The organism is Arthrobacter antioxidans (assembly GCF_023100725.1).
In the GTDB taxonomy this organism is placed as follows: Bacteria; Actinomycetota; Actinomycetes; order Actinomycetales; family Micrococcaceae; genus Arthrobacter_D; species Arthrobacter_D antioxidans.
Window position 1 is genome coordinate 428,775 of the sequence record NZ_CP095501.1, and the last position, 12,953, is coordinate 441,727.

The 12,953-nt window shown below is 70.5% G+C and carries 13 protein-coding genes; 7 read left to right on the forward strand and 6 right to left on the reverse strand.

Going from position 1 to position 12,953, the window contains the following annotated elements; translation table 11 throughout:
- The first annotated feature begins 35 nt into the window (after positions 1 to 35).
- Together MWM45_RS02085 and MWM45_RS02090 are read left to right on the forward strand one after the other, a co-directional pair.
- The gene (locus MWM45_RS02085) at positions 36 to 647 is read left to right on the forward strand and encodes a bacterial proteasome activator family protein (RefSeq protein ID WP_272496057.1); all 612 of its coding nucleotides are present in this window, start codon (positions 36 to 38) and stop codon (positions 645 to 647) included.
- 7 nt (positions 648 to 654) lie between these two features.
- Positions 655 to 1,110: a hypothetical protein gene (locus MWM45_RS02090; protein WP_247827924.1), complete on the forward strand. Its 456-nt coding sequence runs from the start codon at positions 655 to 657 to the stop codon at positions 1,108 to 1,110.
- On the opposite strand, the gene MWM45_RS02095 is transcribed toward MWM45_RS02090, so the two are convergent.
- Entirely contained in the window at positions 1,104 to 2,864 is a 1,761-nt protein-coding gene (locus tag MWM45_RS02095) for a hypothetical protein (RefSeq protein WP_247827925.1), read from the reverse strand. The genes MWM45_RS02090 and MWM45_RS02095 overlap by 7 nt on opposite strands.
- A 119-nt stretch (positions 2,865 to 2,983) precedes the next feature.
- Between MWM45_RS02095 and MWM45_RS02100 the strand changes: the two genes are divergently transcribed.
- Positions 2,984 to 3,823, forward strand: coding sequence for an aldo/keto reductase (locus tag MWM45_RS02100; protein WP_247827926.1), 840 nt, complete (start codon positions 2,984 to 2,986; stop codon positions 3,821 to 3,823).
- A gap of 134 nt (positions 3,824 to 3,957) precedes the next feature.
- On the opposite strand, the gene MWM45_RS02105 is transcribed toward MWM45_RS02100, so the two are convergent.
- From MWM45_RS02105 to MWM45_RS02125, 5 genes are all read right to left on the reverse strand, one after another.
- On the reverse strand, positions 3,958 to 4,329 hold the full coding sequence (locus tag MWM45_RS02105) for a flagellar assembly protein FliW (protein ID WP_247827927.1): 372 nt from the start codon (positions 4,327 to 4,329) through the stop codon (positions 3,958 to 3,960).
- Positions 4,326 to 5,201 (reverse strand): flagellar hook-associated protein FlgL, encoded by an 876-nt coding sequence (gene flgL / locus MWM45_RS02110; RefSeq protein WP_247827928.1) that lies wholly within the window; start codon positions 5,199 to 5,201, stop codon positions 4,326 to 4,328. Before flgL ends, MWM45_RS02105 begins: the two co-directional genes overlap by 4 nt.
- Before the next feature lie 12 nt (positions 5,202 to 5,213).
- Positions 5,214 to 6,599 (reverse strand): flagellar hook-associated protein FlgK, encoded by a 1,386-nt coding sequence (gene flgK, locus MWM45_RS02115; RefSeq protein WP_247827929.1) that lies wholly within the window; start codon positions 6,597 to 6,599, stop codon positions 5,214 to 5,216.
- Between the two features lie 7 nt (positions 6,600 to 6,606).
- A complete protein-coding gene (locus tag MWM45_RS02120) occupies positions 6,607 to 7,104 on the reverse strand; it encodes a flagellar protein FlgN (protein ID WP_247827930.1) in 498 nt (165 codons plus the stop codon).
- A gap of 115 nt (positions 7,105 to 7,219) precedes the next feature.
- The gene (locus MWM45_RS02125) at positions 7,220 to 9,481 is read right to left on the reverse strand and encodes a putative bifunctional diguanylate cyclase/phosphodiesterase (RefSeq protein ID WP_247827931.1); all 2,262 of its coding nucleotides are present in this window, start codon (positions 9,479 to 9,481) and stop codon (positions 7,220 to 7,222) included.
- A gap of 286 nt (positions 9,482 to 9,767) precedes the next feature.
- Between MWM45_RS02125 and MWM45_RS02130 the strand changes: the two genes are divergently transcribed.
- The 4 genes from MWM45_RS02130 to MWM45_RS02145 all read left to right on the forward strand — a co-directional run bounded on the left by MWM45_RS02130 (position 9,768) and on the right by MWM45_RS02145 (position 12,929).
- Entirely contained in the window at positions 9,768 to 10,595 is an 828-nt protein-coding gene (locus MWM45_RS02130) for a flagellin N-terminal helical domain-containing protein (protein WP_247827932.1), read from the forward strand.
- Between the two features lie 134 nt (positions 10,596 to 10,729).
- Positions 10,730 to 12,106 carry a flagellar filament capping protein FliD gene (gene fliD / locus MWM45_RS02135; RefSeq protein ID WP_247827933.1) on the forward strand — a complete coding sequence of 459 codons (1,377 nt, stop codon included), beginning with the start codon at positions 10,730 to 10,732 and terminating at the stop codon, positions 12,104 to 12,106.
- Positions 12,107 to 12,115: 9 nt separating this feature from the next.
- A complete protein-coding gene (gene fliS / locus MWM45_RS02140) occupies positions 12,116 to 12,571 on the forward strand; it encodes a flagellar export chaperone FliS (RefSeq protein WP_247827934.1) in 456 nt (151 codons plus the stop codon).
- 13 nt (positions 12,572 to 12,584) lie between these two features.
- Positions 12,585 to 12,929 (forward strand): hypothetical protein, encoded by a 345-nt coding sequence (locus tag MWM45_RS02145; RefSeq protein ID WP_247827935.1) that lies wholly within the window; start codon positions 12,585 to 12,587, stop codon positions 12,927 to 12,929.
- Positions 12,930 to 12,953: the final 24 nt, after the last annotated feature.

A 12,953-nucleotide genomic window follows, 5' to 3' on the forward strand; every position in this document is an offset into this window, starting at 1 on the left:
TGCCCGGCCTCCGGGGGTTGTGGGAGCATAGCGGAATGACTGAACAGCAGCCGAGCGGTCCGTCCGATCCGGTGCCCGCAGCCGCAGCCGGATCCCCGGATCGGCCGCAGGTCCCGGCCGGCACGCCGGCCGCGGCGGAGCCCGACGGGCACACGACGTCGCTCGCCGACCTCGTCGACGAACCGGCCAAGGTCATGCGGATCGGCACCATGCTCAAGCAGTTGCTGGAGGAGGTCCGCAGCGCACCGCTCGACGACGCCGGACGCACCCGGCTCGCCTCCATCCACGAGCGCTCGGTGCGGGAGCTGGAGGACGGCCTCGCCCCGGAACTGGTCGAGGAGCTGCACCGCATCAACCTGCCCTTCGACGAGGGCACGGTTCCCACCGATGCCGAGCTGCGCGTGGCCCAGGCGCAGCTCGTGGGCTGGCTCGAAGGTCTTTTCCACGGCATCCAGACGGCGCTCGCGGCGCAGCAGATGGCCAACCAGCAGCTGGCGGCCCGCCTCCAGCTCCGCCAGCTCCCTCCCGGCACCGTGATCGGTCCCGGCGTGGTCGTCGGCGAGGACGGCGAGCCGCAACGGACCCCGCCCGGCCGCCAGGCCGGCTCGTTCCAGACCGAGGGCCACGGCCCCGGCCAGTACCTGTAACGGCCTGGTGGCATTCTTCGCAGCGGCGCGACAGGGCCGCAGGGACGACGCCGAGCTCGGCACCGGGGTATGGCGCCGCGCGCACGACCGCTTCCGCCGGGGCCTCGACCGCTATCACCAGATCCTCGAGGGCATCGAGGACGACGAGGTCCACAACGAACTCGTGGCGGTCGCCGACGAGCTCGGCGCCATGCTGCCGCGCGTGCGGGCCATCTGCGTGAGCGCCCAGGCCTCGTCCCCGAGTACGGGCCTCGACATCCCCGGCGCCCTCCTGCAGGTGCACCGGGCGCTGTCCCGGGCCGGGAACACCCTGGCGACCACCGCGGAGGCCGCCGCGATGACGAGGCTCGACGGCGAACGGTGGGGCGTCGCGTCCTCGGGCCTCGAGAATGTGCGCCGCCGTGCCCAGCTGGTGGCGGAGGACGTCGAGGAGGCCGAGCGGGCGATGCCCGGCGGTCAATAGGACAGCAGCGTGGTCCCGGGTTCGACGGCGATGTCCCAGACCTCGAGCTCCTGCCCGCCGCACCCGCCCCGCCCGCCCGTCGGCGCTCCGCTGATGAACGGGGACTGCCGCTGATCGTCCACGTACGGGTAGCCGCGGTCGTTCAGGACCGTCAGTACCTGCCGGCCGCGTCGGGGGTCCCCGTTCGGATAGGACAGGACCTCGACGCGCTCGTAGGCGGAGAAGCCCTCGGGCCAGCGGAGGAGGACCGACCGCCCGCTGTACTCGAAGACCACGCACGCCCGGCCGGCCCCCGCGGGCAGGACACGGAACGTGCCGAGCGGAGCCCGTGACAGGTTCTGCGCGTCGCCGCCCTCGGGCGGACGGGTGCCCAGGACTGCCTCCGCGGGAAGCAACCCGGGGGCCGTCCCGTTCGTGTCGAGCGTGAGTTCCTCCGGCGGCAGGGCCCGGATCGCGTCGCGGAGTTCGTCCGGCAGCGGCGCCGGCTCCCCCGAGATCGTCGTCGTCTCCGGGGAGCGGCGGTCGATCAGCGTCAGGATGGACCCGTCCCCCTCGATCGGCGAGAGGATGCCGTCGCCGTCGCGCACCAGGAACATGAGCTGGTTCGGTACGAAGAGATTGCGGCTGAAGGGGCGCTCCAGGGTGCTCCGCCCCGTGACGTCGATGGTCAGGGTGGTCCGCTCGGCATCGCCCTTCACGATCTGCACCACGGAGGCCGCCTGCAGCATCCGCAGTTCGCCGTCCACCTGGGTGGGTACGAGATCCGCGATGGACACCACGGCGACGACGTCGGCGAGCGCGAACAACCGTTCGGCGTCACCCGCCGGGCCGGGGGTGGCGCGCGGGATGAGGGCCGTGGCGAGGCCCGCGACGACCGCGAGCAGGCACAGGGTCCCGAGAATCATCTGGACCTGGCGGCGGGGCGCACGGGCCGGGAACCGGGGGAGGCGGGCCGTCGCTGCCGGGGTGTTGTGCGCCGCGGTCGGGACGGCGGCCGGCACCGGGGAGGCAGGAGCGGCAGCTGAGACGACGGTGGCGGTTGCGGCAGAGGTACCGGATGCGGCAGCCGTGGCGCGCTCCTCGACGGTCGACGGCGCGGCCGCCGCGGTGACGGCCTGCAGCTCGCCGCTCGAGGGCGTGAGCCCGGCGCCGGGAAGGCCGCTGCGGCTGCGGGCGAGGTCCTCCCTGGTGATCGAGGCGGCGGGATCGGCGGCGGCCAGCGCGGCGAGGAAGCCAGCGCCGGGCAACGCCGAGGCCACGGCCGGCCCGGCCGTCGCACCCCCGGCCGTCGCACCCCCGGCCGTCGCACCCCCGGCCGGTGCGGCATCACGCCGGGCCGAGAGCGCGCACGCGGCCTCGACGGCGGGCAGGCGCCCCGGCTCGCTCCCGCTCAGCCGGGCGGCATCCCCGACCGGGAGGCCGTCCCAGTGGTGCAGGAGGAGGAGCTCGCGGTCGGCGGAGGAGAGGTCGGCGAGTGACGCCCGCAGGGAAGGGTCGCCGACGGCGCGCGGAGGCAGTGTCGTCGGGAGGTAACGCTCCAGGACGGTCCTGGTCGCACGGAGGACTGCGACGAGGTCGGGGGGCGGCAGGGCGTCCTCGCCCGGGTCGCGGGGCCCGACGACGGGGGCCCCGGTCAGCGACCCGACGGCCTCCCGTGCGGCGGAGGACGCGAGCCGCCCGGAGAGCGATCGGCGGAAGGCATACCGGTACGCGGCGTCGTGCAGTGCGGACTGGGCGCTGTCGTCGTCGAGCACGTCCCACCCCCATCCGGCGGGCCGATCGGTGCGGCCGCCAGGCCGGTCCGAAAGCACGCTGGCTGATAGTTGTCAGTGGGAACCGAAATAAACGGGCTGCATCCTTGGTTCCCGCCTGTATGACTACATCACCGAATCTTACGTTCAACGACGGCCACACGATCCCGCAGCTCGGCTACGGAGTGTGGCAGGTCGAGGACGACGTGGCCGAGGACGTCGTCGGCAAGGCCTTCAAGGCCGGCTACCGCCACATCGACACCGCCAAGATCTACGGCAACGAGGCCGGCGTGGGCCGGGCCATCGCGTCGTCGGGCCTGAGCCACGACGAAATGTTCATCACCACCAAGCTGTGGAACTCCGACCAGGGCTACGAGAGCACGCTCAAGGCGTTCGAGGAGTCCATGGAGCGCCTCGGCCTCGAGACCCTCGACCTCTACCTCATCCACTGGCTGCAGCCCAAGCAGGGCAAGTACCTGGACACCTGGAAGGCCCTCATCGAGCTGCAGAAGCAGGGACGCGTGAAGAGCATCGGCGTCTCCAACTTCACCATCGAGGCCCTCGACGAGATCATCGGCGCCACCGGCGTGGTCCCCGTCATCAATCAGGTGGAGACGCACCCCTTCCTGAACCAGTCGGAGCTCCGCGCGTACGAGGCCGAGAAGGGCATCCTCCACCAGTCGTGGTCGCCCCTCGGCTCCGGCAAGGGACTGCTCGACGACGCCGTGCTGCAGGACATCGCGCAGAAGCGCAACGCCACGCCCGCGCAGGTCGTGCTCGCCTGGCACCTCGCGCTCGGCAACGTGGTCATCCCGAAGTCCGTCACGGAGTCGCGCATCATCGAGAACTGGGAGTCCCTCGACGTGAAGCTCGAGGACGAGGACATCGAGGCCATCAACGGGCTCGACAAGGGTGCGGCCGGCCGCATCGGCGCCGACCCCGCGACGGCCGACTTCGCTTAACCTCCGAGCACGGTCCGCTCATCGAGCGCGTGTGGCGGGTGCGTGATGTCGTGACCCGCCACACCTGCGCAACGAGGTGACATGAGAAGAGCCGCCCGGCATCGCCGGGCGGCTCTTCCCGTCTCCGACCGGCGTCAGGCGGCCTGGGCCAGGGACGCCCGGAGCGGGTAGTCGGTGCCCTCGAGGATCAGTTGCGCACAGCGTCCCGTGGAAGGGTCCAGGACGATCGGCGCGGCCAGGTTGACGGTCGTGCCACCGGCACCGGGATTGGCGACGACGAACAGGTGCGCCTCCGGGACGTCCGGTCCGAGGACGTCGCGCTGCGCGTCCGAGAACCGGGGGCTGTACTGCGGCACGTAGGTGGCGGCATCGAGGAGGAACAGGCGCACGGTCGTGTCCTGCGCCGCGGTGAGGGTGAACAGCCCGTCCGCGCCCTGCACCTGCTCGAGGTGGAAGTCCGTGAGCGGCGCGAGCCCCGGGGGAGGGGTGACGAACGCGGCCCTCATCGCAGGAAGTCCATCAGGGAGGGCTGCAGCACGCGGGCCGAGACGGCGAGCGCGCTCTGGTAGGCGGTCTCCTGGAGCTTGAGGTCCAGGATGACCGATGCGAGGTCCACGTCTTCCACGGTGGCGCGTTCTCCTTCGAGGGCAAGCGAGGCGTCGGCGGTGGCGTCCTTGGCTTCGAGCAGGCGTGCGTGGCGGGTGCCGATCTCGCTGTGCTGATTGGTGAGGTCCTGGATGCGCTGCTGGAGCGGTGCGAGGTTCACGGAGACGTCCCGGCCGGCGCGCAGGTCCGCGGCGATGGTGTCCAGCAGAGCGAACGCCGAGGTCGGGCCGCTGCCGAACACTGCCGCGCCGTCCGCGTCGACTCGCACGCTCTGGCCCGGGCCGACCCTGCGCTCCACGGCCCCGCCGCCCGCGAAGGTGAGATCCTCACGCAGGGCAGCGGGCGCATCGGTGTTCCCGGCGAACAGGAACCGGCCCGCGTAGGTGGTGTTCGCCTGGGCGGCGAGCTCGCCGCGCAGGGATTCGACGTCGAGCGCGAGGGCCTCCCGGGCGGCCGGGGGCAGGGACGAGTTGGAGCCCTGCAGGGTGAGGTCGTTGACGCGGTCGAGCGCGCGCTTCGACGTCGTCATCGCGTTGTCGAGCTGCGACAGCCAGCCCTCGCCGTTGGAGATGTTCCGGCCGTACTGCTCGTTCGCGCGGATCTCGGCGCGGACGCGCAGCGCCTCGCCCGCGGCGGCGGGATCGTCCGACGGGCGGCTGATCGCCTTCTGGCTGGACGCCTTCTCCTGCAGTTCGGCGAGCCGCGCGAGGTTGTGCTGTAGCGAGCGCTGGGCTCCCTGCATCATGGTCTGGTTGGTGACGCGCGTGATCATGGTGGCCTTTCCCTAGCGTCCGACGATTCCCATGCGGTTGATGAGGACGTCGAGCATCTCGTCGACGGCCGTCATCACGCGCGCGGCGCCCTGGTAGGCGTGCTGGTACTGCAGCAGGTTGACCTGTTCCTCGTCCATGCTGACCGAGGTGGCGCCCAGCTGCTGCTGCAGGGCGCTGGTGGCGGAGACCTCCGCGAGGGCGTTGCCCTGCAGTTCGGTGCGCGCTGCTGCGCCGAGATCGACGACGAACGCCGACCATGCGGCGTCGGGCGATCCGGGGCGCGTGCCGAGTTCCGAGATCCTGTCGGCCACGGAGCCGTCGAAACCGCCCGCGCCCGGTTCGCCGGTGGCGAGGTCCCCGCGGCGGGTGGGCAGCACGTCGAGGGACGCCGCGGCGCGGTCCGCCTGGTAGGCGAAGAACGGACCCTTGCCCGCGCCGGTGTGGAGGGCGTTCACCTGGTCGGCGAGCGTCGTCGCGAACGCGTTGTACCCGGCAGCGGCCTCGGCGAAGGGACCGCCGTCGCCGGCGGGAGCGAGGAGGGAGAGCGTCGCGGCAAGTTCGCCGCTCTCGACGCCGGCCGGAGCGCCCGGCTGGTCCGTCCACTCGATCCGGACGGTCCCGGGTTCGCCGATCCCCGCGGGCCCGGTGACCTGCAGCGTGCGGGCCGTGGTGCCCGAGACGAGGGGGTTGCCGGCCACCAGGACGTCGGCCGTGCCGTCCGCGTTGTCGCGGACCGTGGCGCCGGTCAGCCCGGCGAGGGTCGCCGTCAGCTGGGTCCTGCGGTCCACGAGCTCGTTGGCGGGGGTCCCGGCGTTGACGGCGGAACGGATCTGCCGGTTCAGGCCGGCCACCTGCGCGGCGGCGTCGTTGACCTCCGTGGCGAGGGAGGTGGCCGAGGAGCGTGAGGTGGCCCACTGGGACTCGACCTCGCGGTAGCCGGCGGCGATGCGGGAGGTCAGCTGCCCTGCGGCGGCGAGCAGCGTCGAGGCCGGGGCGTCCTTCTCGGGTGCGTTGGAGACCTCCTGCCAGCCGGCCCAGAACTCCTGGAGGGACGCCGAGACGCCATGGGCGCCGGGCTCCCTCAGCCCGTCCTCGAGGCCGGCGAAGGCCTGCGCCCGGACGGCGGTGTAGCCTGCGGCGCCGGCCGTGATGCGGACGCGTGCGTCGAGATGCGCGTCTCCGAGCCGGGTGATCCCCGCGGCGAGGACCCCTTCGCCGGGACGGACGCCGGTGGTGAAGAGCGAGGGCCGGGGGGAGGCGGCGGCCGAGGTCTCGAGCCGCTGCCGCGTGTACCCCTGCGTGTTCACGTTGGCGATGTTCTGCCCGGTGACGTCGAGGCCTGCGCGCGCTGCGGCGAGTCCGGAGTACGCCCTGGTGAGTCCGCTGAATGTGCTCATCGTCGCGCTACATGTCCTTGTCGAGGAGGGTGGGGTGTGCGTGGCCCTGGCGGTGACCGCGGCTCGCGGCGCCGTCCGCGGCGTACGTGCCCGCGCCGGTGCCGATCCCCGCAAGGGTCTCCTGCGCCGACCGGCTGGCCGCCTTCAGGAAGTGCTGGTTGGTGTCGCGCAGCGCGCCGATCTGCGCCACGAGGACCGTCATCGCCTGGAGGTGGGCCGTCAGCAGTTCACCCCAGGGTTCGTCGGGGGCTGCCACGGCCAGCTCCCGGAGGGTGGCGGCGCCGTCGATCCCCCAGTCCTGCGCCACGGCGGAGGCATGGACGGCACGGGCGAGCCCCGTGTCGCGGAGCCGTTCGAGCACCTGTTCCACCTCACGGGTGGCGTGGTGGAGCCAGCGGGTCTTGCCGGACGTGAGGAGGAGTTGTTCCTCCTCGAGTTTGAAGACGAGGAGCTCGAGCAGTTCGCGCTCCTGCCAGAGCAGGGCGGACAGATTCTGGGCGCTCACGGTTCTACCTCCTCCCCGGTACCACGGACGGTGGAACCGGGGGAACTATCGGCGTTGCCTGCCGCGATGTAAGGGATCGTCGTCAGGCGCGTCGTCGACAACCTACCAGCAGGGCTCATCGGGGAACGGCGGTGACCTTCACGACCGGTGTGTTCCGGGTGATCCACGGGACCACCTTCGCGGCCGGCAGCGGCTTGGCGAAGTGGAAGCCCTGGGCGAGATCGCACCCCAGCGCGCGCAGTTCCACCAGCGTCTCCGCGTTGTCGACTCCCTCGGCGACCACCCGCAGGTCGAGGCTGTGGGCGAGGTCGATGATCGAGCCCACGAGCCCGCCGGCGCGTGGATCCGTGCGCATGGCGGTGATGAAGGACCGGTCCAGTTTGAGCTCGTCGGCGGGAAGGTCACGCAGGTAGGCCAGGGAGCTGTAGCCGGTCCCGAAGTCGTCGATCGAGATCTCGATGCCCGCGGTGCGAAGGCGCGCAAGGATCTTCGCGGAATGGGCCGGATCGGCCATCAGCATGTCCTCGGTGATCTCCAGCATGAGGCACTTCGCCGGCAGGTTGTGCTGCTCGAGCAGGGTGAGGATCTGCCGGGGCAGATACTGCTGGATACAGGACCCGGACAGGTTCACGGCGACGCTGATCGTCAGCCCGTCGTCATGCCAGCGCGAGGCCTGGTCCACCGCCGCTTCCAGCACGAGCGTGGAGAGCTGGGGCATCAGGCCGGCTTCCTCCGCCAGGGGGAGGAACGACGTCGGGGGCAGCTGCCCCAGAACAGGGTGGTTCCACCGGACCAGCGCCTCGACGCTCGTCACGGTGTCCTCGGACAGGCGCACCTTGGGCTGGTAGTGCAACTCGAACTGGTTCTCGAGCAGCGCGGTACGGAGCTCCTCGAGGGTCCTCAGCTTGCGTGCGCCGCCGTCGTCGTCCATCGAACTGTAGAGATGGTGCCCGCTCCGACTGGACTTGGCCCGGAACATGGCGATGTCCGCCTTCCGCATCAGGAGGCTGATGTCGGTGCCGTTCTCCGGTGTGAGGGCGATGCCGATGCTGACGCTGGTCTTCAGCGAGGCCGTCCCGATCCGGATCGGTTCCGCGAGTTCCGCTTCCAGCCGCCGCGCCACCCTCAGGGCTTCCTCCGTGGACAGGCCGTCGAGGAACACCGCGAACTCGTCGCCACCGAGGCGGGCGAGGATGTCCTCCTGCCTCAGCGCCCGGGCGAAGCGCTCGCTCACCTGGACGAGGAGGGCGTCACCGACGTTGTGCCCCAGGGCGTCATTGACGTCCTTGAAACGGTCGAGGTCCAGGAAGAGCAGGGCGCCCGGGTGACGTTTGTCCAGCCGTCCGCGAAGATCCCTGACGAGCCCCCGGCGGTTCGGGAGCTTCGTCAGCTCGTCCGTGGTCGCGAGGGTGACCAGCATCCGGTTCCGGAAGAGGAGGGGCAGTGCCGCCAGGAGGAGGGTGAGGGCGGCGAGTACCTGGGCGAGGGGCGCGATGGGTACCTGGCACCCGATGAGCAGGACGGCAACGGCCGAGGTCGTGGACCCCATGAGCATGGTGACGGCAGGCAGGCCACGATCCTGGTGGCGCAAAGCCGTCCCTCCCCGGGCGACGCCGTCGACCCAGAGGGCGATGGCGACGATTCCCAGGATCCAGCCGGTGTCGACGGCCGAGCCGACAACGTAGTCCTGCACGCCCAGCGCGAAGGCGATATCGGCGGCGGTGAAAAGGACCAGGCCGGCCACGAGCAGCAGCCAGCGCGGGCCGAGATCGAGCCCGCGTGAGGCCAGCAGGCCGCCGACGGCAGTGATCAGCAGGAGATCGAGGAGCGGGTAGATGACGACGACGATCATCCCGAACGTCGTGCCGCCGCCCGCTCCGGACCGCAGGATCGGCGCGAGGACCATGGCCATGACGGACGCGGCGGCCAGCGCTCCCACCAGGCTGTCCAGCAGCAGGGGCCAGGTCACGCCCTTCAGCTTCCGCACCGTCACCGCGAGGGCGCCGAGCATCAGAGGGTAGAAAACGATGTAGGCGACATCCGCAGCGGAGACGACGTCGTGGGCCTGCTGCCCGTCCAGCGTCGAGAGATAGTAGACGTCGCCTGCCGTGTAGGCGGTCACGGCGGCGGCTCCGAACACCACCTGCCACTGGGACAGTCGGGTCCTCAGGACGGCGCTGACGCAGACGGCCACGGCGGCGAGTTCGGCGATGATGCCGAGCCATACGCCGACGACGTCGAAGCGCACCAGATCGCCGAGCAGGAGACCGACGACATACAGCAGGGATACGGCGACCGTCGTGATCACCGGAATCCGTGAGATCTGCGTCCGCACAGCGCCACCCACGACAACTTCACGCTGCGCAACAGCACGCACCAGTATTTCCTTCCGTTCAGGTTCAGGTTCAGGATCAGGAGCCTGACCGAACAGCGAGCTTACGGCGGACCCAGGGGCCCGATCCTCGATCCGGCCCGTTCCGGCTCAACCCACGGCGAAAACTACGGTTACCTTGCGTCTGGCCGGGCTGTGCGACGCACGTCATGGCATTCCCCGAAAAAAAGTTCAGCGGATTCCTAACGTCCCCAGGGGTCGGTTCCGATAGCTACGGTTGCCGGCCCATGGATGGGCCGGCGATAGCAACCCTTTCACGGAGGAATACATCATGGGTTTCCAGATCAACACCAACACCGCGGCCAACACCGCATACCGCAACCTCTCCAGCACCCAGGGCGACATGTCCAAGTCGCTCGAGAAGCTGTCCAGCGGTCTCCGCATCAACCGCGCAGCCGACGACGCCGCCGGCCTGGCGATTTCCGAGGGCCTGCGCTCGCAGATCGGTGGCCTGGGAGTTGCAGCCCGCAACGCGCAGGACGGCATCAGCGTGGTCCAGACCGCTGAAGGTGCGCTGACCGAGGTCCACAGCATCCTGCAGCGTGTCCGCGACCTGGCAGTCCAGTCGGGTAACGACTCCAACAACGCCGAGGCCCGTACGGCCATCCAGACCGAAGTGACGGCACTGGGCGATGAGCTCTCGCGTATCGCCACGTCGACCAACTTCAACGGCACGGACCTGCTGAGCTCGGCAGCAACGAGCCTTACGTTCCAGGTCGGAGCGGGCTCGGACGCTGCGAACGACCAGATCAGCGTTGCGGCCACCGACATCGAGGCAGTAGCGACCGCAGTCAAGACTCTCACGTTCGTCGACTCGGCAGCAGCCCTGACGTCGATCGCCGAGCTCGACACGCAGATCACGGCCGTGTCCTCGGCGCGCTCCGAGCTCGGTGCCGTGCAGAACCGCTTCGAGTCCGCGATCAACAGCATCAACGTCACGCAGGAGAACCTCTCGGCGGCCAAGTCCCGCATCACGGACACCGACATGGCGAAGGAGATGGCCGACTTCACCCGTGCGAACATCCTCTCGCAGGCCGGTACCGCGATGCTGGCCCAGGCCAACCAGATGAACCAGGGTGTCCTTCAGCTCCTCCGCTAGACGGTGAGTTCGTAGGCAAGAGTGCACGGTGGCGGGACTGATCCTGGACCGAGAGGTCCCGCCACCGTGCATTCGCCGCGAAACATCCCTACTAGGTAAGCAACACCTTCCAGCCCCACCCGAGAGGTAGACCCATGGCGTTCTCCATCGACGGCATCGCGAGCGGGCTGGACACCACGAACATGATCAACCAGCTCATGCAGCTGGAAGCACGCCCGCAGACGCTCCTCAAGGCCAAGGCCACCTCGACGCAGGGCTTCGTCACCGCCCTGCAGCAGCTGAACAAGCAGCTCGGCTCCCTGACCGAGCTCGCCGCCAGGACCGCGAAGCCCGCGGCCCTCGACCTCTACACGGTCGCCAGCAGCTCCGACGCCGCCACCGCCACGGCCACCTCGTCCGCCGGCGCCGGCACCCTCGACTTCACCGTGAGGCAGCTCGCCTCCTCGCAGTCCTCCGTCTCGGGCTCCATGACGGCCTTCTCCCCGGCGGCCTCCACGCTCACCCTGCGGGCGAAGGACGGCACCACGACCGAACTCGCCACCACCGGAAGCCTCGACGACGTCGTCGCCCAGGTGAACAAGGCCGACGTCGGCATCACCGCCACGAAGGTCAGCGCCGGAAAGGACGCCGACGGCGTACAGCAGTACCGGCTCCAGTTCACCGCGCAGGAGCCAGGGGCCGAGCACAGCTTCGCGGTCTACCGTGGCACGGCAGCGGACGTGACGGCCGGCACCGCGACCGATCTCTTCACCGAGACCGGCGCGGCCACCGTGCGCGCCGCGCAGGACGCCGAGGTGGTCCTCTGGGGTGGAACCGCCGCCGAGCAGACCGTGGCGTCGTCGTCGAACACCTTCGCGGACATCCTCCCCGGCGTCTCCGTCACCGTCGCCAAGGCCACCACCGAGCCGGTGTCCGTGACCGTCTCCCGCGACACCGAAGCCACCTCCACGAAGGCGAAGGAGCTCGTGGACGCACTGCGGGGCGTCTTCTCCTTCGTGGACGCCAACACCAAGGTCACGCCGGGTGCGACGGCTGGTGCCGCGCCGACATCGGGCCGCTTCACGGGCGACAGCGCCGTCCGCGGGATCGCCCAGTCGATCCTCACGGCGGCGACGGCGCCCATCAACGGCAGATCGACGTCGGAGCTCGGCATCACGCTGACCCGCTCCGGGACCGTGGAGTTCGACGCCGAGAAGTTTGCCGCCGCGCTCGCGGAGGACCCGGCCGTAGTGAAGGACGCCCTCACCCAGCTCGCAGGGCGCGTCGCTGAAGCGGGCAAGGCCGCCTCGGACAAGTTCGACGGCGAACTCACGCGCCGGATCACGAGCCAGGAATCGACGGTCCGCAGCCTCAACGACCAGGTGTCCGGCTGGGACCAGCGGCTCGAGAAGCGCCGCGCCACCCTGGAGCGCACCTATTCCGCGCTCGAGGTCCAGCTCTCACAACTCCAATCGCAGGGGGACTGGCTGTCATCCCAGCTGGCCGGCCTCCCCACCGGAAGCGGGCTCTAGATGCTGCAGATGAACGGATACCAGGCCAAGCGCTCGCAGTACGTGCAGGATGCCGTCCTGTCGGCGACCCCCGCCGGACTGCTGACCATGCTCTACGACCGGCTGCTGCTCGACCTCGCGCGGGCCGGCGCCGCCCAGGAGGCGGGGGAGTGGTCGGTCGCCTCGGAGAACCTGCTGCACGCGCAGGACATCGTGGGCGAGCTGATGTCCTCCCTGCGCACGGACGTCTGGGACGGTGCGGCCGGCCTCATGTCCCTCTACACCTATGTGCGGCAGACCCTGGTCGAGGCCAATACCCGGCGGGACCGCGCCAAGACAACTGAGTGCGCCGAGATCCTCGAACCGTTACGCCAGGCCTGGCACGAGGCGGCCCGCACCGGGCACGCGCAGCCGGTGGACCAGACCCCCGCGTTCCAGCAGGACCAGGACGCGCCCCGCTCCCTCGGGGTCCTCGGTGTCGGCTGATCCCGACAGCCCGATGGCCACCGCAGCCTTCACGGCCTGGACCGCCGTCCTCGACGCGCTCGAAGCCGCGCTGGATGCCGCGCCCGATTCCGCGGTCGACGACGCGGGAGACTTCGCGGCCGGCGACCTCGTGCGTCAGACCGCCGTCCTCGCCGGCTGGATCCCGCCGCAGGTGGACGGACCCATCCCCGCCGAACTCCTCCCCCGTGCGCACAGCATCAGCGAACGACAGCAGGCCGTGCTCGGCCGCCTGACGGCCGACGCCGACACCCTGCGGCGCCACCGGAGCGCCCTCGGGTCGGTCCGTGCAGCGACCGCCCGGCAGGAGTCGGCCGTCTACCTCGACGTCACGGGCTGAAGTTCCCCCGGAGAGTACCTAACG

Coding starts and splice junctions, on each gene's coding strand:
- MWM45_RS02085 (WP_272496057.1), top strand. CDS start 36: ATGACTGAACAGCAGCCGAGCGGTCCGTCCGATCCGGTGCCCGCAGCC.
- MWM45_RS02100 (WP_247827926.1), top strand. CDS start 2,984: ATGACTACATCACCGAATCTTACGTTCAACGACGGCCACACGATCCCG.
- MWM45_RS02105 (WP_247827927.1), bottom strand. CDS start 4,329: ATGAGGGCCGCGTTCGTCACCCCTCCCCCGGGGCTCGCGCCGCTCACG.
- flgL (WP_247827928.1), bottom strand. CDS start 5,201: ATGATCACGCGCGTCACCAACCAGACCATGATGCAGGGAGCCCAGCGC.
- flgK (WP_247827929.1), bottom strand. CDS start 6,599: ATGAGCACATTCAGCGGACTCACCAGGGCGTACTCCGGACTCGCCGCA.
- MWM45_RS02130 (WP_247827932.1), top strand. CDS start 9,768: ATGGGTTTCCAGATCAACACCAACACCGCGGCCAACACCGCATACCGC.
- fliD (WP_247827933.1), top strand. CDS start 10,730: ATGGCGTTCTCCATCGACGGCATCGCGAGCGGGCTGGACACCACGAAC.
- fliS (WP_247827934.1), top strand. CDS start 12,116: ATGAACGGATACCAGGCCAAGCGCTCGCAGTACGTGCAGGATGCCGTC.
- MWM45_RS02145 (WP_247827935.1), top strand. CDS start 12,585: ATGGCCACCGCAGCCTTCACGGCCTGGACCGCCGTCCTCGACGCGCTC.